This is a genomic window from Shewanella sp. FeAMO, from assembly GCF_053653955.1.
The window spans coordinates 79,752-102,812 of record NZ_CM132201.1 but is presented as its reverse complement, the minus strand read 5'-3'; the positions used below and the strand labels follow the sequence as shown (position 1 = coordinate 102,812).

The following is a 23,061-nucleotide window of genomic DNA, read 5'->3' as shown; positions in this document are numbered from 1 at the left end:
GATTAGAGTGCCATTGTCAGCCGAATAATGCTGAATACAGCTCCCTGTGGGTCGTTGATCACCGCAAAGCGCCCCACATTGGGAATATCTGTTGGCGGCACACAAACCTTGCCGCCCAGTTCAGCCGCCCGACTGGCCATCACATCACAATCATCAACACTGAAATAGATCATCCAGTGGGGCGGCACATCGCCCCACTGCTCTGTCATTTCCAGCATGCCGCCAATGCCTTCATCACCACTCTCGCCATTGAGTAACCATTCTGTGTATTCAAAGTCGGCAGCGTTCTCGCTGCGGCGCATCTGCCAGTCGAACACCTTGGGATAAAAAGTTTTGGCCAGTTCGGATTGCCGACAGGCGAGCTCTACCCAGCACAGAGTATTGGCTTCCCATTTACGTCCGGCACCAGGATGTTCGACACCTTGCCAAACCGAAAAATGGGCCCCTTCCGGGTCAGTAAACAGGGCCATTTTACCTGCGCTGCCAACTTCATGAGGGCCCATCAGAAGCTGGCCTCCGGCGGAGCTGACAGCTTCGATACACGCATTAATATCCTCCACCGCGAAATAAACCGCCCAGTGGCTGGGAACACCCTGCTGCTGCAATTCGGCGGGCAATTGATACATGGCACCTATATCCTCATGGGCCTGCTGCAACATGGTATAGGCGCCTTCCGGCATGGGGATATCTTCGGCCTGCCAACCAAAGAGTCGACAATAAAAGTGCTTGGCACTATTCCAGTCCTGCGTCCCCAACTCGACCCAGCAGGGTTCACCATGTCTGTATGCTGTAATCTTCATTACCGATTCCCTTTCAATGTGAAGCTGTGGAGGCTGACCAAGGTCGGTTCCGTTTAAGGTAAACGCTAACAGAAATTATACCAAGCTGTATAGAAAGTGTTCGGCGAGAGGAAAGGGTTAAGCCGTCAAGATGTAAAAAAAGCCGTAGTCTGTTAGTTGGCATAAGCTTCTCCCTGTCACTCCTCCCTGAGCGACGCAGTGTGCCAACTAACAGACTACGGCGGAACAATGAGACTCGATATCTCGTGCGTAAAAAGGATGCAAAAGGGTAATGGACCAAGCCCACTTTGCAGACTCGATACTAAAGAAAGCCCCCTTGGGGGTCTATCAGACAAATCCCAAGGGGGCTTGGATTTATTCCCAACGAAGGGAGACTTTTTGGTGTCACGCCTTATCGGCAAGCTGTTCGCTTACGGCCCCGCACCCGGCTGCGCCACATCCAAAAACCGGACAGCGCCATCAAGCAGGGCAAGAAACCCAACAGACACCAAAGAATTCGGGTTGTCAGGCCACCAAAAGTGCCGTAGTGCAATGGTCTGAAACTATCGACAAACTGGTATAGCGTCCCGGCAGTACGGACATCAAAACTGCTGCTGAGCTTGCCGGTCTGATCGTCGAAACTGATGATGGAACCAAAACGGCTGCGCAGTGGCCCCTTGTTATATTGGTGACCAAAGAAGTGCACCCCCGGATAACTGGGGTCGGGTAAGCGTACATAGGTAGTGACAAACCCGGGCAACGCTTCTTGGGTGGCGGCCAGTATGGCATCGAAATCCAGCTCTGCATTGTAGTAGCGCTTGGTCAGCACAAACTGGCTGTCGTCGTGACCACCGAACTCTTCATCAATGAAGTGATCTATGTTCCACCAGGCTCCGGTAAACCCCAGGATAAGGAAAACCGGCACACCGAGAATTCCCAACATTTTGTGGCCATCACTGAGCAGCAGACGTAAGCCGCGGCCAAACCTCAGGGTAAACAGAGTACGCCAAAAATGACGATGCAGAACTATGCCGCTGAGCCCAAGCAGGATCAGCAGCACTGACACCAATGCCGACAAGAGTAATCCCGCATGATCCAGCAGCAAGGTATAGTGCAGTTCAAGCAGCCAGTCGGTCAGCATATGTGTCATGGACATGGGCGGGCTGAGCAGTTGCCCCGTGGCGGGATCCAACCACAGCTTTTGCCACTCATAGCTGCCCATCTTGGCAACATAGAGACTATCGGCTTCCCCATTGGCGGCAAACTCCCAACCGAGTATTTCATGCTCAGGCAGAGCCTGATCCGCATGCTTCAGCAGTTGTCCGAAGCCCAGCCGGGAATCGGCGCTGGCCAGCACCTGTTCAGGGCTAAGCCAGGCATCCAATTCGGCCTTGAACACCAATAGGCTGCCACTGAGCGCTATGATAAACAGCGGCATAGCGACAATCAGCCCCAGCAGCCCATGCCATTTCCACAGGAATCTACGCATAACAGCAGGACTTCCTTACCAGTGAACACTCAGACTGAGCTTGAACTGGCGACCCTCGCCAGGCATAACCCGCAATAAGCTGTCAGAGCCGGAATAGTAATCTTCATCCAGCAGATTGGTGACGATGAACTTGAGATCATAATCATCCCAGCTGTAGCCCAGATTGAGATCCACCAGAGTGTAAGCCGGCAGGAAGAAATCATCGCCACTGCTCAATACCGACTGGGCGTTGCCCTGCTGCTTACCGTAGTGATTCACCCCGGCCGCCATACTCATGCCGGAAAGCAAACCCTCATCTATGTTGTATTTGAGCCAGCCGCCCAAGGCATAGCGGGGCACATTGGCAACCCAGTTGTCGTATTCGGCGTCCACCGCATGGGTATAAGCCGCATGACCGATAAACTGCAGCGAGTCGCTGACCAACCACTGCATGTCCAGTTCAGCCCCTTTACTGTTGAGTTCTCCGGAAGCTAGATAGGTAAAGTTACCACCTGCGTCCACATTGGCGATGGCGATATTCTTCTTGGTCAGATCATAGAGTGACAAGGTAGCATTGAGATCGCCATCGAGCGCCTTGGCCTTGAGGCCAACTTCCCACTGACTGCCCTCTTCCGGAGCCAGCACTTTGCCATTGGCATCGACATAGGACTGAGGCGTGAAGGCTTCCGAGTAGCTGGCGAAGGCAACCCAATCGTCGTTGAAGGCGTAACTCAGCCCAGCTCGTGGACTGAGCTTATTCTCATATTCATCCACAGATGCTTGCTTGTATCTGTCGACCCTGGCCCCCAGCGTCATGCTCCAGTGGTCACCCCAGTCGATTTGATCCTGGAAATAGAGGCCGAAGATACGGTTTTCCACTTCTGATTCAGGGCCAAAGTTATTGAGTTCCTGATCCGGGAATACGCTGTAATCCGGATTATAGAGATTGATCACCGGGTACTGGCTGCCGAGGGCGCTGCGGGTCTTGAGATCCGACAGGAAAATATCCAACCCTGTAGTAAAGGTATGCTCTGTATCCCCGAGATAGAAACTGCCATTAAAGCCACTGTCTATCGCCCATGTCTGCCACTGGGTTTGATAGCTGAACTTGTACAGTGTCATGTCACCGCTGGTTGCATCATAGCTGCTGGGATAATAGAGGTTATTCCAGTCGCTGGAGGCATCCTGATACCTGAGGTTCTGACGAAAACTGATGTTATCCGTCAGTTGATAGCGAAACTCATAGCCTATTCGGTAGGTTTCATCCTCTATGGTGCCGGGATCCTTGATATTACCGTAGAAGAGTTCTGAAGGCAGTTGCCCAAGCTCTGATGGCAACACTGTCCCCTGAGCAGGTAATGGCATTCCGGGTTGATTGCTGTCCTTGGTGTAGCTGGTTAGCAGGGTCAACATGGCTTTGTCACTCAGCTCGAAAGTGACGGATGGTGCAATAAAGACTCTATCCTGGCCATCGACATAATCCGTCTCATTGGTACCTTCCCGGTAGGTCAGCCCCAAACGGCCATAGATATTGCCTTCTTCATTCAGCACTTGGTTGAGATCGGCATTCACTTCACGATAGTCGTTGCTGCCAAGGCGTAAATCCAGATTGCCAAAGTCGCTACCGGTTGGCCTCTTGGTGACCAAGTTCACCATACCGGCTATGGCTCCCGAACCATAGAGGGTGGATGACGGGCCCTTCATCACTTCCAGGGTTTCCAGGTTGGATTGCTCGACGTTGGCCCCCAAGCCGTTATCATTCAGCCTGAGACCATCCAGATAGATCTCTTTCGAAGCATCGAAACCGCGGATCCGGAAATAGTCATATCCCTTGTAATAACCACCAGGTTGCACCCCGGCAACGTTCTTAAGCGAATCCTGCAGTAACACGGCGCCCTGCTCGTCGAGGAAATTCTTCGACAATATCTGAATATTCTGCGGTGCCTTGAGCAGATTGAAATCACCCTTGGTAGTGGATGGGGAGGTGGCCTTTGTGGTCACGATAATCCTTTCGATACTGGTATCGGCGGCTTCCTCTGCACTCACTGCACTTGCCGACATCAGTGCCACAGTCAGCCCCGAGAGTATCGGTAAGCTGGATCTGGACATGGATTGAGATTTCCTTGGTTGAATGAATCAGCGCACGATACTAACACCAATGATAACGATTTGCGTTAACTTTAATAAGGCAAACGTCAGTTAAGTGTAAAGTCGCCAAAAGGCTCACAAAGATACAAAAAGTAACAAAGGTAATCACAAGAAGGATGGGCGATTTTGGAGCGGGTGATGGGAATCGAACCCACGTATGCAGCTTGGGAAGCTGCCGTTCTACCATTGAACTACACCCGCACGAAATACTCGGCGTGGACGGTATAAATTACTGACTTTTATAGTCTTGTCAAGGTGGGGCTCTCTCATTCCCTTGAAAAAGAGAGCCGCTCCTCACTTCAGGAATACTTGGGTAACATGCCGGCCATGGCCAACAGATGACAGGCGGCCGTCAGCACCCCAAACAGCACCACTATGGCTATCAAAGGCGTACCACCCGGTACGCGAAAACCCGGGTTATCGGCAAACTGTTGCCTCGAGCGCCAAGCCATCAAGGCCGGCACTATTACAGCCCAAACCGTGGCCGCCAAGGCAGCGAAGCCGATGGCAACCAGGAAGCCATCTGGAAACAGCATACCTAGCAGAGTCGGAGGCAGGAAAGTCACCAGGGCGGTCTTGACCCTGCCGCTGCGACTGTCGTCAAAACCAAACAGATCTGCCAGATAGTCAAACAAGCCCAAGGTTACCCCAAGGAATGAAGACGCCACGGCCAGATTGGCAAACAGGGTGAGCATGGTGTTGAGCAGCGAGTTATCCATCACCTTGGACAAGGCGCCGACCAATACCCCCATATTACCGCCCTGGGCAATAATGGCGCCGAATTCACCGCGGGAAATATTACCCATGGTTGCCACCAGCCAACACAGGTAGATAGCCAAGGCGATAAAGGTGCCGACAAAAATCGCCTTGATTATGGTGCCCGGCTGTTTGCCGTAGTATTTCACCAGAGACGGCACATTGCCGTGGTAACCAAAACTGGCCAGACCGAAAGGAATGGCTGCCCACAGATATGAGCCATAGCTGCTCTCGCCATCAGGTAGCAGCAGCTTACTGGTATCAACGCCGATCAACAGATTGCCTATCGCCAGAAAGAAGCTGATGATCATCCCTCCCAGCATTATGGTAGTGATCCGATCCACGGCCTTGGTGCTGATAAGCACCACCAGTGCCAGCACCAGGGCAAACACCAAGGCGGCAAAGCTCTGCGGCAGGCTGATATCCATACCTTCCAGGCTATGATTGACTATGGAGCCGCCGCCACTGATATAGGCATAAGTGAGAATATAGAGCACGAAGGTTATCGAAGCGCCGTTAAGCACCCGCCAAAACTGCCCCAGGGTCTCCTTGGTGAGGGTGTCAAAGCTGGCACCGGGTTCAAAATGTAGGTTGGTTTCCAGCAGCAGCAGCCCGGACATGAACATGCAAAACCACACCCCCAGCAGCATAAGCACAGAATAGCCAAACCACATGCCGGCGCCTTCTACCGGCAGGGAAAACATCCCGGCACCGACCGTGGTCCCGGCGATGATCATGGCGCCGCCCAGCAAAGACGCCTTGGCAGGCGCCGCATTCATATGATTGGCCATCAGGCCTCCTGTTCGGCGGCGACGCTGTCGACTATGGTTTGCTTGACCTGTGGACGCAGCAGCTGGTTGGCATAATCCCGGGTTCGCTCTATATCATGGCGGGTATCTTCCTTGGTGAGATACCCCAGCTCTTTGAGCTTGATACTCAAGATGCCGTAGAGTTTCTTGTCGTAAAACTCGGGGGCCGTAATCCCATGCAGCGCGCCCAGACGACTGGCCAATTTATGGCTTTCGCGCTCCAAATCGCCACGCTCAATACCTGGGTGAGCGGCCAGCAAGTTAAAGATGATGGCGTAGCGCTGTAGGGTTTCGCTCATGGTTTCGGCCAACAGCGCCAACGGATTTATCCCGGCTTCCAGCACCCGGAAACCATTGGCTTCTTCGGCGACCAAACCTTTGGCAATGAAACGATCCAGCAGCTGATCGGCATAGGCACTGACATCGGCCTTACCCATAAACAGCTCGGCCTGCAGCAGAGGGTAGAAATCCTCAAGCACCGCCTGCATCTGAGCGCGGCTGCACTGCTCCAGGCGCACCAGGCAGCTGGCCAGCAAAGAAGGCACCATAAACAGGTGAATGATGTTGTTGCGATAGTAAGTCATGGTTACCGCAATCGACTCGTCGATTGAGATGATATCGCCCAGTTCATCTTCCTGAACCGTGAACTTATTCAGCTCCAGACCTTGTTGCAGCAACTGCTTACCGTCGCCCTCAGCTACAGAAGTGTACTGGGTATATGGCACTTCCTTGAGCAGATCCAGATACAAGTCCAACTGACGTTCCAACTGGCTTCGCTCCAGCGCATTCTGCTCTGATGACAAGAGTACCAGGCTGGTAAGAGTCACGGCGCTGGCAGCGGCGGCATCGTTGATATGAGTCATCACCCTATTGGCCAGAGTATTAACCGCCGGGGTCAGCCAGCTGGGTTTCTGCTCGGGATCGGCCGCCACTTCTTCGCGCCAGTTGGGCGCCGCTTCACTGAGGAAGTTTTGCAGCGTCACAGGCTCACCAAAGTTCACATACCCCTGACCGAAATTGCCCAGCTTACGCAAGGCGCCAACCACCTGCCAAACAGATTCTTTCTGCTTTTTCTTGCCGCTGAGTTCTTTGTGGTAAGTGGCCACTTCCATGACATGGTCGTAGCCCAGGTACACGGGCACCAGAGTCACCGGCCGTTCAATGCCCCGCAGCACAGAGTTGACTGTCATCGCCAGCATCCCTGTCTTGGGTGACAACAGCCGCCCGGTACGAGAGCGGCCACCTTCGGTGAAGTATTCGACCGAATAGCCTTTGGCAAACAGCTGATCCAGATACTCGCGGAACACAGCGGTATAAAGCTTGTTACCGTTGAAGCTGCGGCGGATGAAGAAAGCACCACCGCGGCGGAACATGGGCCCGGCGGGCCAGAAGTTCAAGTTGATACCGGCGGCTATATGGGGCGGAACCATACCCTGAAAATAGAGAATATAGGAGAGCAGCAGGTAATCCATATGACTGCGGTGGCAAGGCACATAAACTATCTCATGCCCATCGTGGTGCAGCTGGCGTATCTGCTCGGCGCCCTTGATGTTGATCCCCTTGTAGAGCTTGTTCCACAACCAGGTGAGGATCCGCTCGGCAATACGCACCAGGCTGTCGGAATAGTGGGCAGCAATCTCATCGAGGTATTCTTCCGCCATCTCCCTGGCTCTAGCCTCGGGGATCTTCTTGGCAGCGGCCTCTTCTTTAATCGCCTTTTTCAGCGTTTCCGAACGCAGCAACTCATTGAACAGAGCCTGACGGTTGGGCAGCACGGGCCCAGTCATCACCTTGCGTTGCCGGCGGAAATGTACCCTGGCCACCCGTGACAACTTATGGGCAATAGCCTTGTCGGTCCCATGTTCATCGGCCATCAGCCGCAACGACACGGCATTGGAAAACTGCACAAAGTTGTCGCGCCCCAGAAACAGGATCATCAGAAACTTGCGCAGCCAAGTGGGATTTTCCCGCTCAAATACGGCGGCACGCATGCTGTCATCTTCCTTACCCGGAGTGCGGCCCCAATAGAGGCTCACTGGCACCAATTGAATATCCAGTTGTGGATTGGCCTGATGCAGGTTCAGCAGAGAAGTGAAACAGCTGAGAAATGGCTTGTTGCTCTTGCGCTTGCCGAATAGGGGCTTGGCTCCTTCCAGGCAGACGACTCGGGGAACGGTAATATCATCAACCTTGAGTGCCTCATAAGGACAAGGCAAACCAAACTTACGGGTGACTTCCGCCAATGCCGCAATATCACTGACAGATTCCGTCTTCATTACATAGGCCATCGGCTTAGCCGGATCCAGGTTCAAATCGGCGAAAGGATCCTGAGGCACCACAGTGGTATGCACCAGCTTGCTTTGGAGCCAGCGAAGAGATTTAAACCAGAATGAATCTTGTTTGGACATGTTTTTTTCAGTGTCTGAGCCACAATCAATAGCCCAATAGAATACCAGAATTTCCTGAACCTTAGCTAGGGAAGGTGCGAACCGGCCCCGGCAGTTCCTCTGGCCAATGCCTTGAACTCCCCATGCTGCATGGGCCAAGCCGTTAAAACCAAAGCACCGAATGGCTTACTTAGCCACTCCCTAAAAGTTTCAGTTTTGGTTAATACTTGCACTGATAAAAATACTGTATATACTAACAGGTACTGTATGAAAAAACAGGAATCACCATGAGACCACTGACACCGCGCCAGGCACAGATTCTGGAACTGATTAAACGCAATATAGCCGACACCGGCATGCCGCCAACCCGGGCCGAAATTGCCACCCGGCTGGGCTTCAAGAGCGCCAATGCCGCCGAGGAACACCTCAAGGCATTGGCCAAGAAAGGCTGTATTGAGATCATGCCAGGCACCTCTCGTGGTATTCGCCTGCCTCATGATGAACAAGCGGAGTCAGAAACAGGCTTGCCCCTGATTGGTCAGGTTGCCGCCGGTGAACCCATACTGGCTCAGGAACACGTTGAGCAGTATTACCAGGTCGACCCTGGCATGTTCCACCCCAATGCCGACTTTCTGCTACGGGTACGCGGCGACAGCATGAAGAACATAGGTATTCTCGAAGGTGATCTCCTGGCGGTTCACAAGGTACAGGAAGCCCGTAACGGTCAAGTCGTGGTGGCCAGGGTTGAAGACGATGTAACTGTGAAACGCTTTGAAAAGAAAGGTAATGTGGTTTATCTACATGCCGAGAACGAGGCTTACTCCCCAATAAAAGTCGACCTGACTTTCCAGCCATTGACCATTGAAGGACTGGCGGTAGGGATAATACGCAATGGAGACTGGCTATGAGCATAATGACTGGCAACGCCCCAAGACACCCAGGCCTGTGGACAGACACCGGTATTGCCGGCAATCAGCCTTGGCAACATACCGGTATCTCCAGCTTGGCCAGCCATAGCCAGGGACGTCAGGAATTATTGCGCCTCTGCCCTCAATTGGCGCAATTGAGTCAACAGGGACGCTGGATAGTCTTGATTAACGCCCCGGCCAGCATAGGTTACAAAGAAACCTTAGCAAGGGCCGGTGTCAGAATGGATAGAGTACTCTTGGTGCGCACCAAGGATGAAGTAGAAGCCTTGTGGGCAACGGAAAGAGCCCTGACCAACGGCACCTCCAGTGCAGTGATCAGTTGGATAGACAGCCTGGATGCCCGTGATAACCGCCGATTGCAGCTGGTCGCCCGTAACGCCAGAGCCATGGGCATAGTGTTGGAAACGGGACAGCAGGCGAAAGAGGTGGATAACCACCTCAACGAACTTACCCACTCCATCCATTGATTGTGTTTAAAGGCCATCCCTGGGATGGCCTTTTTTCTGTGCCTTTTTGGTGCAATGCCTTCCCCTGTCAATCGGCGGCAAACCGCGCAGCTCTGCTACTCACACAGAATTCACCTCTGGATTAACAGACGCTTTTTTTTCATATAGTTAGAAAACATCGTGATCTTGATCAATATTTAATCTACAAGTAATGTAAGAACAACGATTGTGTTATCTCCATGCAATTCGTCGTAGGTTGACCGCCCCATTTCGATTCATAGCGAGTGGTGCCGTCGCCGGAAATGCTGAGTATATTCAGCGGTAAGTGCAACAGTGGTCACCACCTGTATACCTAGAGCTAAGTGAAACCGCCGCCGCACTTTGAAGTCATCGTTGCTTTTTTGGGAACTGAAGAGTTTGCATAGAGCAAAGACTTACTGTGTGACTCTTCTTTGTAGTTGCGAATGCAATTGACAGAGGAGATGTCTTGTGAAGCAATGGCTGTGTGTTTTGCTGACCTTGTTGTGCGTCAGCTTGTTGTCTCCAGGCGCTCAGGCAGATATGCCCTTGAATATGACTCAAGGGGTAACTGAGATCAGTGGCAAGGTGTATCACCTGCACATGATAATTCTTTATATCTGTTGCGCCATAGGTTTGGTCGTATTCGGCGTGATGATCTACGCCATGATCAACCATAGGAAGTCCAAAGGGGCAGTCGCGTCCCAATTCCATGAAAGTACCAAGGTAGAAATTGCCTGGACGCTTATCCCCTTTTTAATCCTGATCCTGATGGCAATCCCCGCAACCAAAACGCTGATTGCCATGGAAGATCCCAGTGATGCCGACCTGACGGTCAAGATCACCGGCTCGCAATGGAAATGGCACTACAGCTATTTCGGCGAAGACATCGACTTCTTCAGCATATTGGCAACGCCGAGATCCCAGATAGAAGGCCAGGAAGCCAAGGGCGAGCACTACTTACTTGAAGTCGACAAGCCTTTGGTATTGCCCATCAATCGCAAAGTCCGATTCCTGATGACCTCAGATGATGTGATCCACTCCTGGTGGGTGCCCGCCTTTGCCGTCAAAAAAGACGCCAATCCCGGTTTTATTAACGAAGCCTGGACCCGGGTGGACAAACCGGGGATCTACCGCGGCCAATGTGCCGAGCTTTGCGGTAAAGACCACGGCTTTATGCCGATTGTGGTGAAGGTACTGGCAGAAGATGAGTTTGACGCCTGGATGGCGGAGCAGAAACAAGCCGCGGCTACGGCCGCCGAAGAAGCTCAGGCGGCCCTCAGTGAGACCATGAGCCATGATGAGGCCATGGCGCTTGGCGAACAGATCTATATGGCGCGTTGCGCCGCCTGTCATCAGCCCAACGGCGCCGGACTTCAAGGGGTGTTCCCGGCGCTCAAGGGCAGTGCTATTGCCATAGGCCCAATGGCTGCCCATCTGGACATAGTGATCCATGGCAAGACAGGCACCGCCATGCAGGCCTTCGGCAAACAGATAACCGCCAAGGAACTGGCTGCTGTGGTGACCTATGAGCGTAATGCCTGGGGCAATAATACAGGCGACACAGTGCAAGCCGCCGACGTCAATAACCACGGGCAGTAGGGGGAGAAGATGAACTCATTCAGTCAAGATGCCGAAGCCGGCGTTCAGGAAATCGCTGAACAGGAACACCAGCATCATCACGCCCCCAAGGGGATCATGCGCTGGTTGCTGACCACCAACCATAAAGACATAGGCACACTCTATCTCTGGTTCAGCTTCATCATGTTCCTGATAGGGGGCGCCATGGCCATGGTGATCCGTGCTGAGCTATTCCAGCCCGGATTGCAACTGGTCGAACCCAACTTCTTTAACCAAATGACCACAGTTCATGGCCTTATCATGGTTTTTGGCGCCGTGATGCCGGCCTTTACCGGTCTGGCCAACTGGTTGATCCCCATGATGATAGGTGCGCCGGATATGGCGCTGCCGCGGATGAACAACTGGAGCTTCTGGATTTTGCCCTTCGCCTTCCTGATCCTGCTTAGCTCATTGTTTATGGAAGGTGGCGGCCCCAATTTTGGCTGGACCTTCTATGCCCCATTGTCGACAACTTATAGCGCCGACAGTACAGCCTTGTTTGTTTTTTCAATACATATCATGGGGATAAGCTCAATTATGGGGGCGATCAACGTGATAGTCACCATAGTGAATCTGCGCGCACCTGGCATGAACTGGATGAAGCTGCCCCTGTTCGTCTGGACCTGGCTTATCACCGCCTTCCTTCTGATAGCCGTTATGCCTGTATTAGCCGGGGCTGTGACCATGGTACTCACAGACAAATTCTTCGGCACCAGCTTCTTCGATGCCGCCGGCGGCGGAGATCCTGTGATGTTCCAGCATATTTTCTGGTTCTTCGGCCACCCCGAGGTGTACATAATGATATTGCCGTCATTCGGCATCATCTCGGCCATCATTCCGGCATTCAGTCGCAAGCCTTTGTTTGGCTACGCCTCAATGGTCTACGCCACCGCCAGCATCGCGATCCTCTCCTTCCTGGTGTGGGCACATCACATGTTCACCACAGGTATGCCTGTCTTTGCCGAACTCTTCTTTATGTACTGCACCATGCTGATTGCCGTGCCAACCGGGGTCAAGGTATTCAACTGGGTTGCCACCATGTGGCGGGGATCCATCAGCTTTGAAGCCCCTATGATGTTCGCTTGTGCCTTTATTATTCTCTTCACCATAGGCGGCTTCTCCGGCCTGATGTTGGCAATCACCCCAGCCGACTTCCAATACCATGACACTTACTTTGTGGTTGCCCATTTTCATTATGTGCTGGTCACCGGCGCCATCTTCTCCATCATGGCCGCCGCCTATTACTGGCTACCCAAGTGGACCGGGCATATGTACAGCGAGACCTTGGCCAAGTGGCATTTCTGGTGCTCGGTCATTTCGGTCAATGTGTTGTTCTTCCCGATGCATTTCCTCGGGCTGGCCGGTATGCCCAGACGCATCCCCGACTACTCGGTACAGTTTGCCGATGTCAATCAGATTGTCTCCATAGGCGGTTTTGCCTTTGGCCTGTCACAGCTGATATTTCTGGTACTGGTGATCAAGTGTATTCGTGGTGGCGCCCAGGCTCCGGCCAAACCTTGGGAAGGAGCCCAGGGGCTTGAGTGGACACTCCCAAGTCCGGCGCCTTATCACACCTTCAGCACTCCGCCGGAGATTAAGTGATATGGCAAACTCCCGCCCCGACAACCGTAAACTGGTACGCCTGCTGCTGCTTGGCGCCGTAGCCATGTTCGGCTTCGGCTTTGCCCTGGTGCCGCTCTATGATGTGCTTTGTCAGCAGTTGGGGATCAATGGCAAGACCAACACCAGCGCCGCTACTTATATTGCCCAAGTGGATAACAGCCGCTTGGTCACTGTGGAGTTTATCTCTCAGGTGGCCAAGGGAATGCCTTGGGAGTTCAAGCCGGAAGTGACCAGTATCAAGGTGCATCCCGGCCAGTTGACCCATACCCGCTTTCTGGCCCGCAACCTGTCACACCAATACAAGATAGGTCAGGCGATCCCTTCCGTTTCACCGGGACAAGGCGCCGCCTACTTCAATAAAACCGAGTGTTTCTGTTTCAATCAGCAGCCGCTGGCTGCCGATGCCAGTGCCGAGCTGCCGCTGGTGTTTTACGTGGATCCGGACCTGCCGGACTCCATCAGCACTCTGACCCTCTCTTACACCCTCTATGACATCACGGATAGACAGATATCCGATGCCCTGGAGCAAGGAGCAGCGAAATGACCAGTAAACATGAACACTATTATGTTCCGGCTCAAAGCGCCTGGCCGATTGTCGGCGCATTGGGGCTTTTCCTTATCGCCTATGGTGCCGGTACTTATGTATCCCAGCTCAAGTCTGACGGTGGCCACGGCAGTTACGTACTGCTGGCAGGAATTGCCGTCATTCTGTTCATGCTGATTGGCTGGTTCAGAAACGTGATCCATGAATCCATGAGTGGTCTCTATTCGCCACAGATGGACAGGTCATTTCGTCAGGGAATGAGTTGGTTCATCTTCTCTGAGGTGATGTTCTTTGCGGCCTTTTTCGGCGCCCTCTTCTATGCCCGTATGGTGGCCGTGCCTTGGTTGGGTGGCGCATCCAACAATGCCATGACCAACGAAGTGCTCTGGCCTGGATTCAGCGCAGGCTGGCCCTTACTGAAAACCCCGGACGGCACTGAAACCCAAGCCATGGGTTGGAATGGTTTACCTCTTTTCAACACCATTATTCTGCTCACCTCCTCTATTACCCTGCACTTTGCCCACCTGGGGTTAGAGAAAGGCAAACGCACCGCCTTAACCCTCTGGCTTGGACTCACCATCTTGCTGGGACTGGCCTTTCTAATCTTGCAGGGAGAGGAATATGTCCATGCCTACACTGAGCTGGGGCTGACGCTGCAGTCCGGTGTCTATGGCAACACCTTCTTCCTGCTGACAGGTTTCCACGGTATGCATGTGACTCTGGGCACGCTATTCCTGTTGGTGCTGTTTTTCAGGGTTTTAAAGGGGCACTTCAGCGCTGAGCGTCACTTTGCCTTTCAGGCCGGCAGCTGGTATTGGCACTTTGTCGATGTGGTTTGGCTATGCCTGTTTGTTTTTGTGTATGTGCTTTAGTAAGGCCGGGGATTAGGGGAAATAATCCCCAGCGCCAATGCCAGCAGCAACAAAAGAACCACCAGCGCCGAAAACAACACCCGGCGGCCAAGAAAACGGCTCATGGGAACAGATGAATCGCCGCGCACCATGATCCACAGGGCGCGACCAAGGTTGAAAATGATGAACAGCAGTAGCAGTACCAATATGACTTTAAAGAAAAAACTGACTGACATTCACTCTCCCATCCCTTGGGGGCGTTACCTTGCACTGTTATTTACTTTGGGGCTGTTTCTACTCATGGTCAAGCTGGGATTCTGGCAACTGCAGCGCGCTGAAGAAAAGCAACTATTGGCTCAGGAGATTGCTGCCAAAGCAGATGCGGGGCCAAGCAGTTTTTCAGCTCTGCTGAGGCAAGACCCTGGCAGCCGGCTCACAGGGCAGAAACTGCAGCTGAGTGCCAATGTATTGAGCGGTAAGCAATTGCTGCTGGACAACCAGGTGTACCAAGGACGAGTGGGCTACCTGTTGCTGCAACCTCTGCAAGTTGAGCCGGAGCAACCCTGGTTATTGCTGGAGCTGGGGTTTATCCCAGCTCCAGAAAAACGCAGTGAACTGCCAGAGATATTGCCATTACCGCCACGCCTCACCCTCGAAGGCCGATTGTGGCAAAAGGGCAGTAACCCACTGAGCCAGGAGCTCTTGGCCGAAGCCGGTTGGCCCAAGCGAATACAGAATCTCAACTGGCCGCAGCTCGAACACTTGCTTGGGCACAAACTGATCCCGGCCGTGTTGCAGCCGGTTCAGCTGGAAGGTGTGGACTTGCCAAGACCCTGGCAGCCATTGCCCATGCCGGCTGAAAAACACTTGGGTTATGCCCTGCAGTGGTTTTCCATGGCTGCAGCCCTGTTGTTACTGCTTGTCTGGTGGCGCTGGAAACTGAATCGACACTAACCATAGGGCGAGCTGAATTCAGAACGCCCAATTACAGCAAGAGGAGCCAGGATGAACTCCCGAACCCAAAGACCACTCTTGATACTACTGCTGGCCTTTGCCCTGCCTGTGATACTGGCAAAACTGGTACTGAGCTTCGAGCTATATCAAGGTGGGGCCACCAATAAGGGCCAGTTGCTGCCGACTAATCTGGGTTATCAGCAACTTGGACTCGACAACCCGCTTCCCGGCCGTTGGCAAGTCCTATACCTGATACCGTCCAACTGCGATGAACTATGCCAGGAACGACTCTACATATTGCAGCAGAGCCATACGGCGCTGGGCGCCGAGATGGACAGGGTCGACACCCTGATTTTCGTTAACCGGGAAAGCGACACGGAAGCTCCGCTAAACAACGACTTTCATCGAGTCACTCTGGATAAACCTCTGACCGCCGAGAATCCATTGCAGCAGCAGATGTTGGTGATAGTCGACCCTCTGGGCGCTTGGGTGTTGGCCTATCCGGGGGTAGTGGATCACCAGAGCCAACTCCTACAGGGCAAGGCCTTGGTCAGCGACCTGCGCAAGCTGTTGAAACTCTCGAGGGTGGGCTGATGAAACTGAACTTGCTACTGAAGATGACCCTCATCTGCACTCTGACGGTCATCCTGTTGGGCGCCTACACCCGGCTGTCGGATGCCGGCCTTGGCTGCCCCGACTGGCCCGGTTGCTATGGCCATATCAAGGTGCCTTCTCAGGCCCATGAATTGGCTCATGTCGAACGCCACTTTCCGGGACAAGAAATAGAACCCAAGAAAGCCTGGCTGGAGATGATCCACAGATATGTGGCCGGCTCGCTGGGGATTCTGGTATTACTTATTTTGATCCAGAGTTGGCGTGGCAGCGCAACCCCGAAGACGCTGCCGGGACTGATCGCTGCCCTGATCGTATTTCAAGCGCTGCTGGGAATGTGGACTGTGACCATGAAACTGATGCCCGTCGTGGTCATGTCTCACCTGCTCGGGGGATTCACCCTGTTTTCGCTGTTGCTGCTGCTGTATCTCAGGCTCCGGCCGCTGCAAATCCCGGATGGCGATCCCAAAGCCCGCACCTTGGCGCCTTTGGCCATGGTGGCGCTGGCCATGGTGGTACTGCAAATTATGCTTGGCGGCTGGACCTCCTCCAACTACGCCGCCCTGGCCTGCACAGAGTTGCCTATCTGCGAAGGTGACTGGAGCAGCAACCTACGTCTGGCAGATGCCTTCTCTCCTTTTCAGGGTCAGCATCCCAGCTTTGAGTTCGGCGTATTGGATTATCACACCCGGATGACCATACATATTGCCCACCGAATAGGTGCCCTGCTGACCGCGATAGTGGTACTTACCCTGGCATTCATGCTCTGGCGCAGAGCCGACTCGAGCATGCTGAAACGCTCGGCTCTGGGACTCACCTTAGTGCTGGGATTACAGCTGTCATTGGGCCTGGCCAACGTATTGCTGCATCTGCCGCTGCCGGTGGCGGTTGCCCATAACGGCGGCGCAGCCCTGCTGCTGCTGACTTTGGTATTCATCAACTATGCGCTTTGGCGTAAAGCCTGAAGAGGGACTGTTTATGGCCAAACTACTCTCCATAGCCCAGGATGCGACCCGCACAGAGATCTCCTGGCGCGATTACCTGGAAATGACCAAGCCCAAGGTGGTGGCGCTGATGCTGCTCACCGTCCTGGTGGGCATGTGCCTGGCGTTGCCCGGTGCCGTCCCCCTACAGCCCTTGCTTGCCGGGCTAATGGGAATTGCCATGATGGCGGGCTCGGCGGCCGCCTTGAATCACCTTATCGATCGACGCATTGATGGCCTGATGGCCCGCACTTATAACCGCCCCTTACCCAAGGGACGAGTGAGCGTGAGCCGAGCCTTGAGCTTTGCCGTCTTGCTTGGATTGGCGGGCTTTACCCTACTCTATTGGCTGGTGAATCCACTCACCGCCTGGTTGACCTGTGCCAGCCTGATTGGCTACGCCCTTATCTATACCGCCTATTTAAAGCGGGCAACCCCCCAAAATATCGTGATAGGTGGCCTTGCCGGTGCCATGCCGCCACTGCTGGGTTGGACGGCGGTAACCAATGACTTTCACGGCCACGCCTGGCTGTTGGTGATCATTATTTTCACCTGGACTCCACCTCATTTCTGGGCCTTGGCCATTCACCGTCAAAAAGAGTATGCCAAGGTGGATATCCCCATGTTGCCTGTAACTCACGGGGTAGAATTTACCAAGACCTGTATTCTGCTCTACACCCTACTGCTGGCCATCGCCTGCTTATTGCCGGTTTTGGTTGGCTTGAGTGGCCCCGTCTATCTGCTGGCTTCCACCATTCTCAGTTGCCTGTTTATCTACAAGGCCTGGCAACTCAAGTTTGCCGACCGCCCCGGGCTGGCGATGGCCGTGTTCCGTTTCTCTATCTATCAGCTGATGCTGCTGTTTATTGCCCTGCTTGTGGATCATTACCTCTGGAGTTGAATCATGAAGAAACGCATCTTGGTGGCGGGTATTTTGCTCATAGGTCTTGGCGGTTTGGCCAGTGTGCAGCTGTTTCACCAGCCTTCGTCTCAGCAGCAGGCTCTGCAAACCAGCTTTCAATATGAAACCCCAAGGCCACTGCAACCTTTTGAGTTGCAGGACCAAAACGGTCATCAATTCGATAATGACAAGCTAAAACAGAAATGGAGTCTGATTTTCGCCGGTTACACCTCCTGCCCGGACGTATGTCCCACCACCCTTGGCAAACTCAGTGCCGTCTACCCGAAACTGGCACAAGTGGCACCAATACAGGTGATACTGCTCAGTGTCGACCCTGAGCGTGACAGCCAAAGCAAACTCAAGGATTACCTGGCCTTCTTTAATCCCGAGTTCATAGGTTTGCGGGCCGAGCACTCGGCATTATTGCCCTTCAGCCGCGATCTGGGCCTGGTGTATTCACTGGTCGGCGATGGCCCTGACTACCAAGTGGATCACAGCGCCTCTTTAATCCTGATCTCGCCCGACGGCCGCCGCTACGCCACCATCAAGCCCAGTTCACAGACACCCGGACAACTGCCGCAAATCCGCAACGATGAACTGCTGGCCGACTTTCGCACTCTGGTTACTCAGTATCAAGGGCCTCACTAACCCCCTAAAGAGCCTAAATAGCTGATCCGAATACTGCTACATTTTCGCGATGCCATGTCCGTTGCCGGGAAAAGGCGAAACGGTTTCCATAAAATGCCATACCTTACCAAGAAGTTCCCGCATGTTTCGGCAACTGTGATTACGGGTTACCGTTTCATGTAGTGCCAACCATAAGCGCTCTATCTTGTTGACCCAAGGTGAGTATACCGGTTGAAACAACAACCTGAACTTGGGGTTGCTCTTGAGCCAAGCCAGTGTTTTACGGCTCTTGTGAATGATGTAATTATCCAGAATTAGCGTGATAGTTTTGGCTTTGCGGTAATGTCGTTTGAGCTTTTCCAGCACCGCAATAAACAGCTCCGATGCCTTGCTGGCGCTGCTCACATAAAGCACTTTTCCTGTCTTGGTATGTAGCGCTCCTGCCAAGTAGTGCTTGCGGTTGTTACCCGGGGTGACAACACGTTTTTGCTGCCCTTTGGGCATCCAGTCCGCCCCGATTTTGGGGTTGAGGTCGATGTCTACTTCATCTTCATAGAATACCGGGTGCTCAGCACTGCACTGTTCAAGTGCCTGATTTATAGCGGCAATTTTCTCAGCTTTGTATGGGTCTTTAATGCGCAACGTCGGGGCTGAGCGGCGCCAGACTATGCCTGCTTCGGGTAACAGGCGGCGAATGGTTGATGCAGCTACGCATAGCTTAAGCTGTGCATTAATCACCTTGGCAAGCAGCTCACTGCTCCAGCGGCTACGCTGGTAACCAAAGTCTTCCGGACAAAGCTGGATAAGCAGTGACAGACAGAGCAATATCGGGTTAATAGGCAAGATGGTTGGCCGCCCCGGCTTCTCTGATTTCAGTCCATCGATGCCACATTGGGTGTACCAGCCCAACCATCGGCCTATGCTGGAGCGGGCTGCGCCGGTGATGTGCTGAACTTGGGTAACCGGCAGCCCTTGATGCAACATCAACATCGCAATAAGACGCCTGGCAAAGTGCTTATCGTTGGTTTTTTGAATCAATTTTTGCATGCGCTTGCGCTCAGCGCGGCATAGTGGTGCTAAGATAGCCATTCTCAGTCCTCGGCGAGTGGTGGGTTTGTTTGGCGATAGATCTGATCGCTCAAACAGGACTGAGTTCCCTTCCTGTGATCTACTATTTGGAACAGCTATTTAGTCATTCATATACCATTTTTTCTTTTGAAAAGAGGCAGAAGTGAAATTTGCCGACTATCTTTTGTGTGTTGGGAAAACAGGGAAGCACTATGTCCATCGACACACTGGCATTGGGTTCAGAAATAAGCATTCGCAATATTCAGCCACTCTACCAAAAACTATTGGAGCTCTTGCATCGGGTCGATGAATTGATCCTGGATGCCGGTGAGTTGCACAAGGTGGATACTGCCGGCGCCCAGTTGCTGTACCTGTTTGCTCTGAGTTGCGACAAGCGAGGGTTGAAACTGTCATGGCAACAGGCTCAACCCGCCTTTATCGCTCAACTGACGCGCCTGGGTATCAGGATCCCGACACTCGATTCGGATTTTGAAAAGGAAACGCTCAATGAAGACAATCCTCGCAGTTGATGATTCAGCCTCCATGCGGCAAATGGTGAGCTTTACTCTCAAGACAGCAGGTTTCGACGTGACCGAAGCCAACAATGGCGAGGAAGCGTTGAAAGTAGCCCAAGGCAGAGAGTTTGACCTGGTGATATCGGACGTCAACATGCCAATTATGGATGGTATCGAGCTGATACGTAACTTGCGCGAGCTGCCCAACTACAAGTTTGTGCCCATGTTGATGCTGACCACAGAGTCGACCACAGACAAGAAGCAACAGGGACGAGCGGCCGGAGCCACCGGTTGGATAGTCAAACCCTTCAACCCGGATCAGCTGTTGGCCACGGTTCGCAAAGTATTGGGTTAGCCTCCGGCAAGGAGCGGATATATGGACATAGATCTGAGCCAATTCACCCAGGTGTTCTTTGAAGAAAGCCTCGAAGGCCTGGAGGTCATGGAATCTGAGCTGCTGAAACTGAACGTGCAGCAACCGGATCCGGAAACCATAAATACCATTTTTCGTGCCGCCCATTCGATTAAGGGAGGCAGCGCCACTTTTGGTTTCAACCAGGTCGCCGGATTCACCCACTTGCTGGAAACCCTGTTGGATGAAATCCGTGATGGCCGCCGGGAAATGACCGCCAATCATCAGGATATGTTGCTCTTGTCGGTGGATCTGCTGCGCAACATGCTGCAGGCCTTGATGGCAGGTCAAAGCTTTGAATCGCCCCAGCAACAAGAGCTGGAAAACCGCTTCAATCAGGAGCTGTCCGCAGTTGCCGGGATCGAAGATGCGTCGGATAACGCCAGCCAAAGCAATGAAAAGTCAGCAGCCAAAGTATCAGAAACCAAAGATATTGGGCTCAGCTGGCAGATAGATTTCCATGCCGGCGCCGACATTCTCAGATGCGGCAACGACCCCATTTTGATGTTCAACGAACTCGCCGAGCTGGGTGAGCTAAAGGTCAGCCTGCCAGCGCAGGAACTGCCTGAGTTTGAAGACCTGGACCCCGAATCCTGCCGTCTGTATTGGCAGCTGCAACTCGACACAGAGGCGCCACTTGAGCGGATAAAAGAGGTGTTTGAGTGGGTCGAGGACGACTGCGAAATCCATTATCAGCAGTTGCCCGCCAAGACACAGCTTGTGGAAGGTGTCTCACCGCAGGAACAAGCCCCTATCTCGACTTCTGCCCCAGACTCCCAAGGGGCAGCCACCACAGCCAAAGTGGAGTCCGGCAAGGCTGTTGCCAAAACGGCGGAAACCAGTTCTATCCGGGTCAGCACCGACAAGATAGACATGCTGATCAATATGGTGGGTGAGCTGGTGATCACCCAGGCTATGCTGGGGCAGATAGGCCAACAGGAACGCATTGACGATAACGCTCTGCTGTCACTGCAGCAGGGGCTGGAGCAATTGGCCAATCACACTCGGGATCTGCAGGAAAGCGTGATGCAGATCCGCATGCTGCCTATCAGCTTCGCCTTCAACCGTTTCCCCCGCTTGGTACGCGACATAGGTCAGCAGTTGGGCAAGAAGGTCGAGCTGATCCTCAAAGGTGAGGAGACAGAGCTGGACAAGACAGTGATGGAGAAAATTGTCGACCCCATGGTGCATCTGGTACGTAACTCTTTGGATCACGGCATTGAATCCCCTGCCGTGCGCAGCGCCAAGGGTAAACCGGAAACCGGCAGGATCACCCTCAACGCCTTCCATCAAGGCGGCAATATCGTCATAGAAATAACCGACGACGGCGCCGGATTGGATACCGGCAGAATTCTCGCCAAGGCCAGAGATAAAGGCTTGGTCGGCGCTGAAGAGGAACTCAGCACAGAGGCGATTCAGCAACTCATCTTTAAACCCGGCTTTTCTACCGCCGACAGCGTCTCCGACCTCTCTGGCCGGGGCGTGGGTATGGATGTGGTTAGACGCAACATTCAAGCACTCAGCGGCAGTGTGGAGCTGGCCTCGACGCCCGGCAAGGGTAGCCGTTTTACCATTCGCTTGCCTTTGACCCTGGCCATTCTCGACGGCCAGTTGGTGAGGGTCGGCGAGCATACTTATGTGGTGCCGCTGGTCTCCATCTATGAGTCGTTGCAAGTGGAAAGCAGTAAGGTCAACAAACTGTCTGAAGAGCACGAAGTGATCCGCCTACGAGACGAGTACCTGCCGGTCATCCGCGTTTATCAGGAGTTCAATCACCAGGCTCAGGCCAAAGAGGTCAAAGAGGGGCTGGTGATGGTGGTGGACAACAACAACCAAAAAGTCGGCCTGCTGGTCGATGAGTTGCTGGCGCAGCAACAAGTGGTGATCAAGAGTCTGGAAGACAACTACGCCAAAGTGCCCGGGGTGTCCGGTGCCACTATTCTCGGTGACGGCCGGGTGGCGCTGATAGTGGATATTCCCGGACTCGTGACCATGTCTGGCCTCAATCAAACTCAGGAACATGCAGCCTAGAAGGGAAGCGCAATGACAGAATCCAACCCTGCAACATCGGCAGCTGCGGAAGATCAATCACAGCAATACCTCACCTTTATGATGGCCGATGAGGAATATGGCGTCGATATTCTCTCGGTGCAGGAGATCCGTGGCTGGGAAGCAACCACGGTTATTCCCAATGCGCCGCCCCATGTCAAAGGGGTCATCAATCTGCGCGGCACCATAGTCCCCATCATAGATCTGCGTCAAAGGTTCGGTATCAAGACCCTGGCATATGGCCCAACCACAGTAGTGATAGTGCTGAAAGTGCGCCTGGATAAACAGCACAAGGTGATGGGCATAGTGGTGGATGCCGTTTCCGATGTTTTCAGTATCACCCAGAGCGAGATCCGCAGTGCGCCCGATTTTGGCCAGGACACGGACATGCGTTTCATCCATGGGCTCACCTGTGTGGCCGATAAGATGGTCATACTATTGAATATCAATATGTTACTCGGTAATGAAGTGCTGCCGGATGCATCACAACTTTCCAGTTTGCTGCAGCAACTGGACTTGGAACAGCCTCAGGCTGCCAACCTTTAAGACATCGAGGAAAGAA

21 protein-coding genes, 1 tRNA gene and 1 pseudogene are annotated in these 23,061 nt (G+C 53.4%); 15 read left to right on the top strand and 8 right to left on the bottom strand.

Going from position 1 to position 23,061, the window contains the following annotated elements; translation table 11 throughout:
• Nucleotides 1-2: 2 nt before the first annotated feature.
• From ACWAU4_RS00465 to plsB, 6 genes are all read right to left on the bottom strand, one after another.
• Nucleotides 3-800: a VOC family protein gene (locus tag ACWAU4_RS00465; protein ID WP_107111066.1), complete on the bottom strand. Its 798-nt coding sequence runs from the start codon at nt 798-800 to the stop codon at nt 3-5.
• Nucleotides 801-1,191: 391 nt separating this feature from the next.
• Nucleotides 1,192-2,268: a PepSY-associated TM helix domain-containing protein gene (locus ACWAU4_RS00460; protein ID WP_208125353.1), complete on the bottom strand. Its 1,077-nt coding sequence runs from the start codon at nt 2,266-2,268 to the stop codon at nt 1,192-1,194.
• A gap of 15 nt (nt 2,269-2,283) precedes the next feature.
• Nucleotides 2,284-4,356, bottom strand: a complete 2,073-nt coding sequence (locus ACWAU4_RS00455; RefSeq protein WP_208125352.1) for a TonB-dependent siderophore receptor — start codon at nt 4,354-4,356, stop codon at nt 2,284-2,286.
• A 166-nt stretch (nt 4,357-4,522) separates the two neighbouring features.
• Nucleotides 4,523-4,596, bottom strand: a tRNA-Gly gene (locus ACWAU4_RS00450).
• A 98-nt stretch (nt 4,597-4,694) separates the two neighbouring features.
• Nucleotides 4,695-5,942: a tryptophan permease gene (mtr, locus tag ACWAU4_RS00445; RefSeq protein WP_025010813.1), complete on the bottom strand. Its 1,248-nt coding sequence runs from the start codon at nt 5,940-5,942 to the stop codon at nt 4,695-4,697.
• Nucleotides 5,942-8,368 carry a glycerol-3-phosphate 1-O-acyltransferase PlsB gene (gene plsB / locus ACWAU4_RS00440; protein WP_208125351.1) on the bottom strand — a complete coding sequence of 809 codons (2,427 nt, stop codon included), beginning with the start codon at nt 8,366-8,368 and terminating at the stop codon, nt 5,942-5,944. The genes mtr and plsB overlap by 1 nt, the downstream gene beginning before the upstream one ends.
• Before the next feature lie 266 nt (nt 8,369-8,634).
• On the opposite strand from plsB, the gene lexA reads away from it, so the two are divergent.
• From lexA to ACWAU4_RS00410, 6 genes and pseudogenes are all read left to right on the top strand, one after another.
• Nucleotides 8,635-9,255 (top strand): transcriptional repressor LexA, encoded by a 621-nt coding sequence (lexA, locus tag ACWAU4_RS00435; RefSeq protein WP_025010814.1) that lies wholly within the window; start codon nt 8,635-8,637, stop codon nt 9,253-9,255.
• The gene (locus ACWAU4_RS00430; protein ID WP_037475197.1) at nt 9,252-9,743 is read left to right on the top strand and encodes a cell division inhibitor SulA; all 492 of its coding nucleotides are present in this window, start codon (nt 9,252-9,254) and stop codon (nt 9,741-9,743) included. Before lexA ends, ACWAU4_RS00430 begins: the two co-directional genes overlap by 4 nt.
• A gap of 468 nt (nt 9,744-10,211) precedes the next feature.
• A pseudogene (gene coxB, locus ACWAU4_RS00425) lies at nt 10,212-11,333 on the top strand (cytochrome c oxidase subunit II); the annotation flags it as partial.
• An 18-nt stretch (nt 11,334-11,351) separates the two neighbouring features.
• Nucleotides 11,352-12,962 (top strand): cytochrome c oxidase subunit I, encoded by a 1,611-nt coding sequence (gene ctaD, locus ACWAU4_RS00420; protein ID WP_025010816.1) that lies wholly within the window; start codon nt 11,352-11,354, stop codon nt 12,960-12,962.
• 1 nt (nt 12,963) lies between these two features.
• Nucleotides 12,964-13,527: a cytochrome c oxidase assembly protein gene (locus ACWAU4_RS00415; protein ID WP_412496982.1), complete on the top strand. Its 564-nt coding sequence runs from the start codon at nt 12,964-12,966 to the stop codon at nt 13,525-13,527.
• A complete protein-coding gene (locus tag ACWAU4_RS00410; RefSeq protein ID WP_025888193.1) occupies nt 13,524-14,399 on the top strand; it encodes a cytochrome c oxidase subunit 3 in 876 nt (291 codons plus the stop codon). Before ACWAU4_RS00415 ends, ACWAU4_RS00410 begins: the two co-directional genes overlap by 4 nt.
• On the opposite strand, the gene ACWAU4_RS00405 is transcribed toward ACWAU4_RS00410, so the two are convergent.
• On the bottom strand, nt 14,396-14,614 hold the full coding sequence (locus tag ACWAU4_RS00405; protein WP_025010819.1) for a DUF2909 family protein: 219 nt from the start codon (nt 14,612-14,614) through the stop codon (nt 14,396-14,398). The genes ACWAU4_RS00410 and ACWAU4_RS00405 overlap by 4 nt on opposite strands.
• On the opposite strand from ACWAU4_RS00405, the gene ACWAU4_RS00400 reads away from it, so the two are divergent.
• The 5 genes from ACWAU4_RS00400 to ACWAU4_RS00380 are packed head-to-tail and all read left to right on the top strand — an operon-like array spanning nt 14,586 to nt 18,476.
• Nucleotides 14,586-15,332, top strand: a complete 747-nt coding sequence (locus ACWAU4_RS00400; protein ID WP_107006021.1) for an SURF1 family protein — start codon at nt 14,586-14,588, stop codon at nt 15,330-15,332. The two genes, ACWAU4_RS00405 and ACWAU4_RS00400, sit on opposite strands and share 29 nt — an antisense overlap.
• Nucleotides 15,333-15,383: 51 nt before the next feature.
• Entirely contained in the window at nt 15,384-15,926 is a 543-nt protein-coding gene (locus ACWAU4_RS00395) for a thioredoxin domain-containing protein (RefSeq protein WP_054745309.1), read from the top strand.
• Nucleotides 15,926-16,909: a COX15/CtaA family protein gene (locus tag ACWAU4_RS00390; RefSeq protein ID WP_412496980.1), complete on the top strand. Its 984-nt coding sequence runs from the start codon at nt 15,926-15,928 to the stop codon at nt 16,907-16,909. The genes ACWAU4_RS00395 and ACWAU4_RS00390 overlap by 1 nt, the downstream gene beginning before the upstream one ends.
• A 13-nt stretch (nt 16,910-16,922) precedes the next feature.
• The gene (gene cyoE, locus ACWAU4_RS00385; RefSeq protein ID WP_028780842.1) at nt 16,923-17,828 is read left to right on the top strand and encodes a heme o synthase; all 906 of its coding nucleotides are present in this window, start codon (nt 16,923-16,925) and stop codon (nt 17,826-17,828) included.
• Between the two features lie 3 nt (nt 17,829-17,831).
• Nucleotides 17,832-18,476: an SCO family protein gene (locus ACWAU4_RS00380; protein ID WP_208125349.1), complete on the top strand. Its 645-nt coding sequence runs from the start codon at nt 17,832-17,834 to the stop codon at nt 18,474-18,476.
• 36 nt (nt 18,477-18,512) lie between these two features.
• Here the strand turns inward: ACWAU4_RS00380 and ACWAU4_RS00375 are convergent, their stop codons facing one another.
• Nucleotides 18,513-19,544 carry an IS630-like element ISSen5 family transposase gene (locus ACWAU4_RS00375; RefSeq protein ID WP_208124907.1) on the bottom strand — a complete coding sequence of 344 codons (1,032 nt, stop codon included), beginning with the start codon at nt 19,542-19,544 and terminating at the stop codon, nt 18,513-18,515.
• Nucleotides 19,545-19,735: 191 nt separating this feature from the next.
• Here ACWAU4_RS00375 and ACWAU4_RS00370 point away from each other — a divergent pair, with 191 nt between their 5' ends.
• From ACWAU4_RS00370 to ACWAU4_RS00355, 4 genes are read left to right on the top strand one after another with little or no spacing between them, the layout of a single operon-like run.
• Nucleotides 19,736-20,053: an STAS domain-containing protein gene (locus ACWAU4_RS00370; protein WP_025010824.1), complete on the top strand. Its 318-nt coding sequence runs from the start codon at nt 19,736-19,738 to the stop codon at nt 20,051-20,053.
• Nucleotides 20,031-20,393 (top strand): response regulator, encoded by a 363-nt coding sequence (locus ACWAU4_RS00365; protein ID WP_025010825.1) that lies wholly within the window; start codon nt 20,031-20,033, stop codon nt 20,391-20,393. The genes ACWAU4_RS00370 and ACWAU4_RS00365 overlap by 23 nt, the downstream gene beginning before the upstream one ends.
• A 21-nt stretch (nt 20,394-20,414) precedes the next feature.
• Nucleotides 20,415-22,481, top strand: a complete 2,067-nt coding sequence (locus tag ACWAU4_RS00360; protein ID WP_123115444.1) for a chemotaxis protein CheA — start codon at nt 20,415-20,417, stop codon at nt 22,479-22,481.
• Between the two features lie 12 nt (nt 22,482-22,493).
• A complete protein-coding gene (locus tag ACWAU4_RS00355) occupies nt 22,494-23,045 on the top strand; it encodes a chemotaxis protein CheW (RefSeq protein WP_025888185.1) in 552 nt (183 codons plus the stop codon).
• Nucleotides 23,046-23,061 lie beyond the last annotated feature (16 nt).

Excerpts from the sequence above, each read along its gene's own strand:
- ACWAU4_RS00465 (WP_107111066.1), bottom strand. The coding sequence starts at position 800 with ATGAAGATTACAGCATACAGACATGGTGAACCCTGCTGGGTCGAGTTG.
- ACWAU4_RS00460 (WP_208125353.1), bottom strand. The coding sequence starts at position 2,268 with ATGCGTAGATTCCTGTGGAAATGGCATGGGCTGCTGGGGCTGATTGTC.
- ACWAU4_RS00455 (WP_208125352.1), bottom strand. The coding sequence starts at position 4,356 with ATGTCCAGATCCAGCTTACCGATACTCTCGGGGCTGACTGTGGCACTG.
- mtr (WP_025010813.1), bottom strand. The coding sequence starts at position 5,942 with ATGGCCAATCATATGAATGCGGCGCCTGCCAAGGCGTCTTTGCTGGGC.
- plsB (WP_208125351.1), bottom strand. The coding sequence starts at position 8,368 with ATGTCCAAACAAGATTCATTCTGGTTTAAATCTCTTCGCTGGCTCCAA.
- lexA (WP_025010814.1), top strand. The coding sequence starts at position 8,635 with ATGAGACCACTGACACCGCGCCAGGCACAGATTCTGGAACTGATTAAA.
- ACWAU4_RS00430 (WP_037475197.1), top strand. The coding sequence starts at position 9,252 with ATGAGCATAATGACTGGCAACGCCCCAAGACACCCAGGCCTGTGGACA.
- ctaD (WP_025010816.1), top strand. The coding sequence starts at position 11,352 with ATGAACTCATTCAGTCAAGATGCCGAAGCCGGCGTTCAGGAAATCGCT.
- ACWAU4_RS00415 (WP_412496982.1), top strand. The coding sequence starts at position 12,964 with ATGGCAAACTCCCGCCCCGACAACCGTAAACTGGTACGCCTGCTGCTG.
- ACWAU4_RS00410 (WP_025888193.1), top strand. The coding sequence starts at position 13,524 with ATGACCAGTAAACATGAACACTATTATGTTCCGGCTCAAAGCGCCTGG.
- ACWAU4_RS00400 (WP_107006021.1), top strand. The coding sequence starts at position 14,586 with ATGACTTTAAAGAAAAAACTGACTGACATTCACTCTCCCATCCCTTGG.
- ACWAU4_RS00405 (WP_025010819.1), bottom strand. The coding sequence starts at position 14,614 with ATGTCAGTCAGTTTTTTCTTTAAAGTCATATTGGTACTGCTACTGCTG.
- ACWAU4_RS00395 (WP_054745309.1), top strand. The coding sequence starts at position 15,384 with ATGAACTCCCGAACCCAAAGACCACTCTTGATACTACTGCTGGCCTTT.
- ACWAU4_RS00390 (WP_412496980.1), top strand. The coding sequence starts at position 15,926 with ATGAAACTGAACTTGCTACTGAAGATGACCCTCATCTGCACTCTGACG.
- cyoE (WP_028780842.1), top strand. The coding sequence starts at position 16,923 with ATGGCCAAACTACTCTCCATAGCCCAGGATGCGACCCGCACAGAGATC.
- ACWAU4_RS00380 (WP_208125349.1), top strand. The coding sequence starts at position 17,832 with ATGAAGAAACGCATCTTGGTGGCGGGTATTTTGCTCATAGGTCTTGGC.
- ACWAU4_RS00375 (WP_208124907.1), bottom strand. The coding sequence starts at position 19,544 with ATGGCTATCTTAGCACCACTATGCCGCGCTGAGCGCAAGCGCATGCAA.
- ACWAU4_RS00370 (WP_025010824.1), top strand. The coding sequence starts at position 19,736 with ATGTCCATCGACACACTGGCATTGGGTTCAGAAATAAGCATTCGCAAT.
- ACWAU4_RS00365 (WP_025010825.1), top strand. The coding sequence starts at position 20,031 with ATGAAGACAATCCTCGCAGTTGATGATTCAGCCTCCATGCGGCAAATG.
- ACWAU4_RS00360 (WP_123115444.1), top strand. The coding sequence starts at position 20,415 with ATGGACATAGATCTGAGCCAATTCACCCAGGTGTTCTTTGAAGAAAGC.
- ACWAU4_RS00355 (WP_025888185.1), top strand. The coding sequence starts at position 22,494 with ATGACAGAATCCAACCCTGCAACATCGGCAGCTGCGGAAGATCAATCA.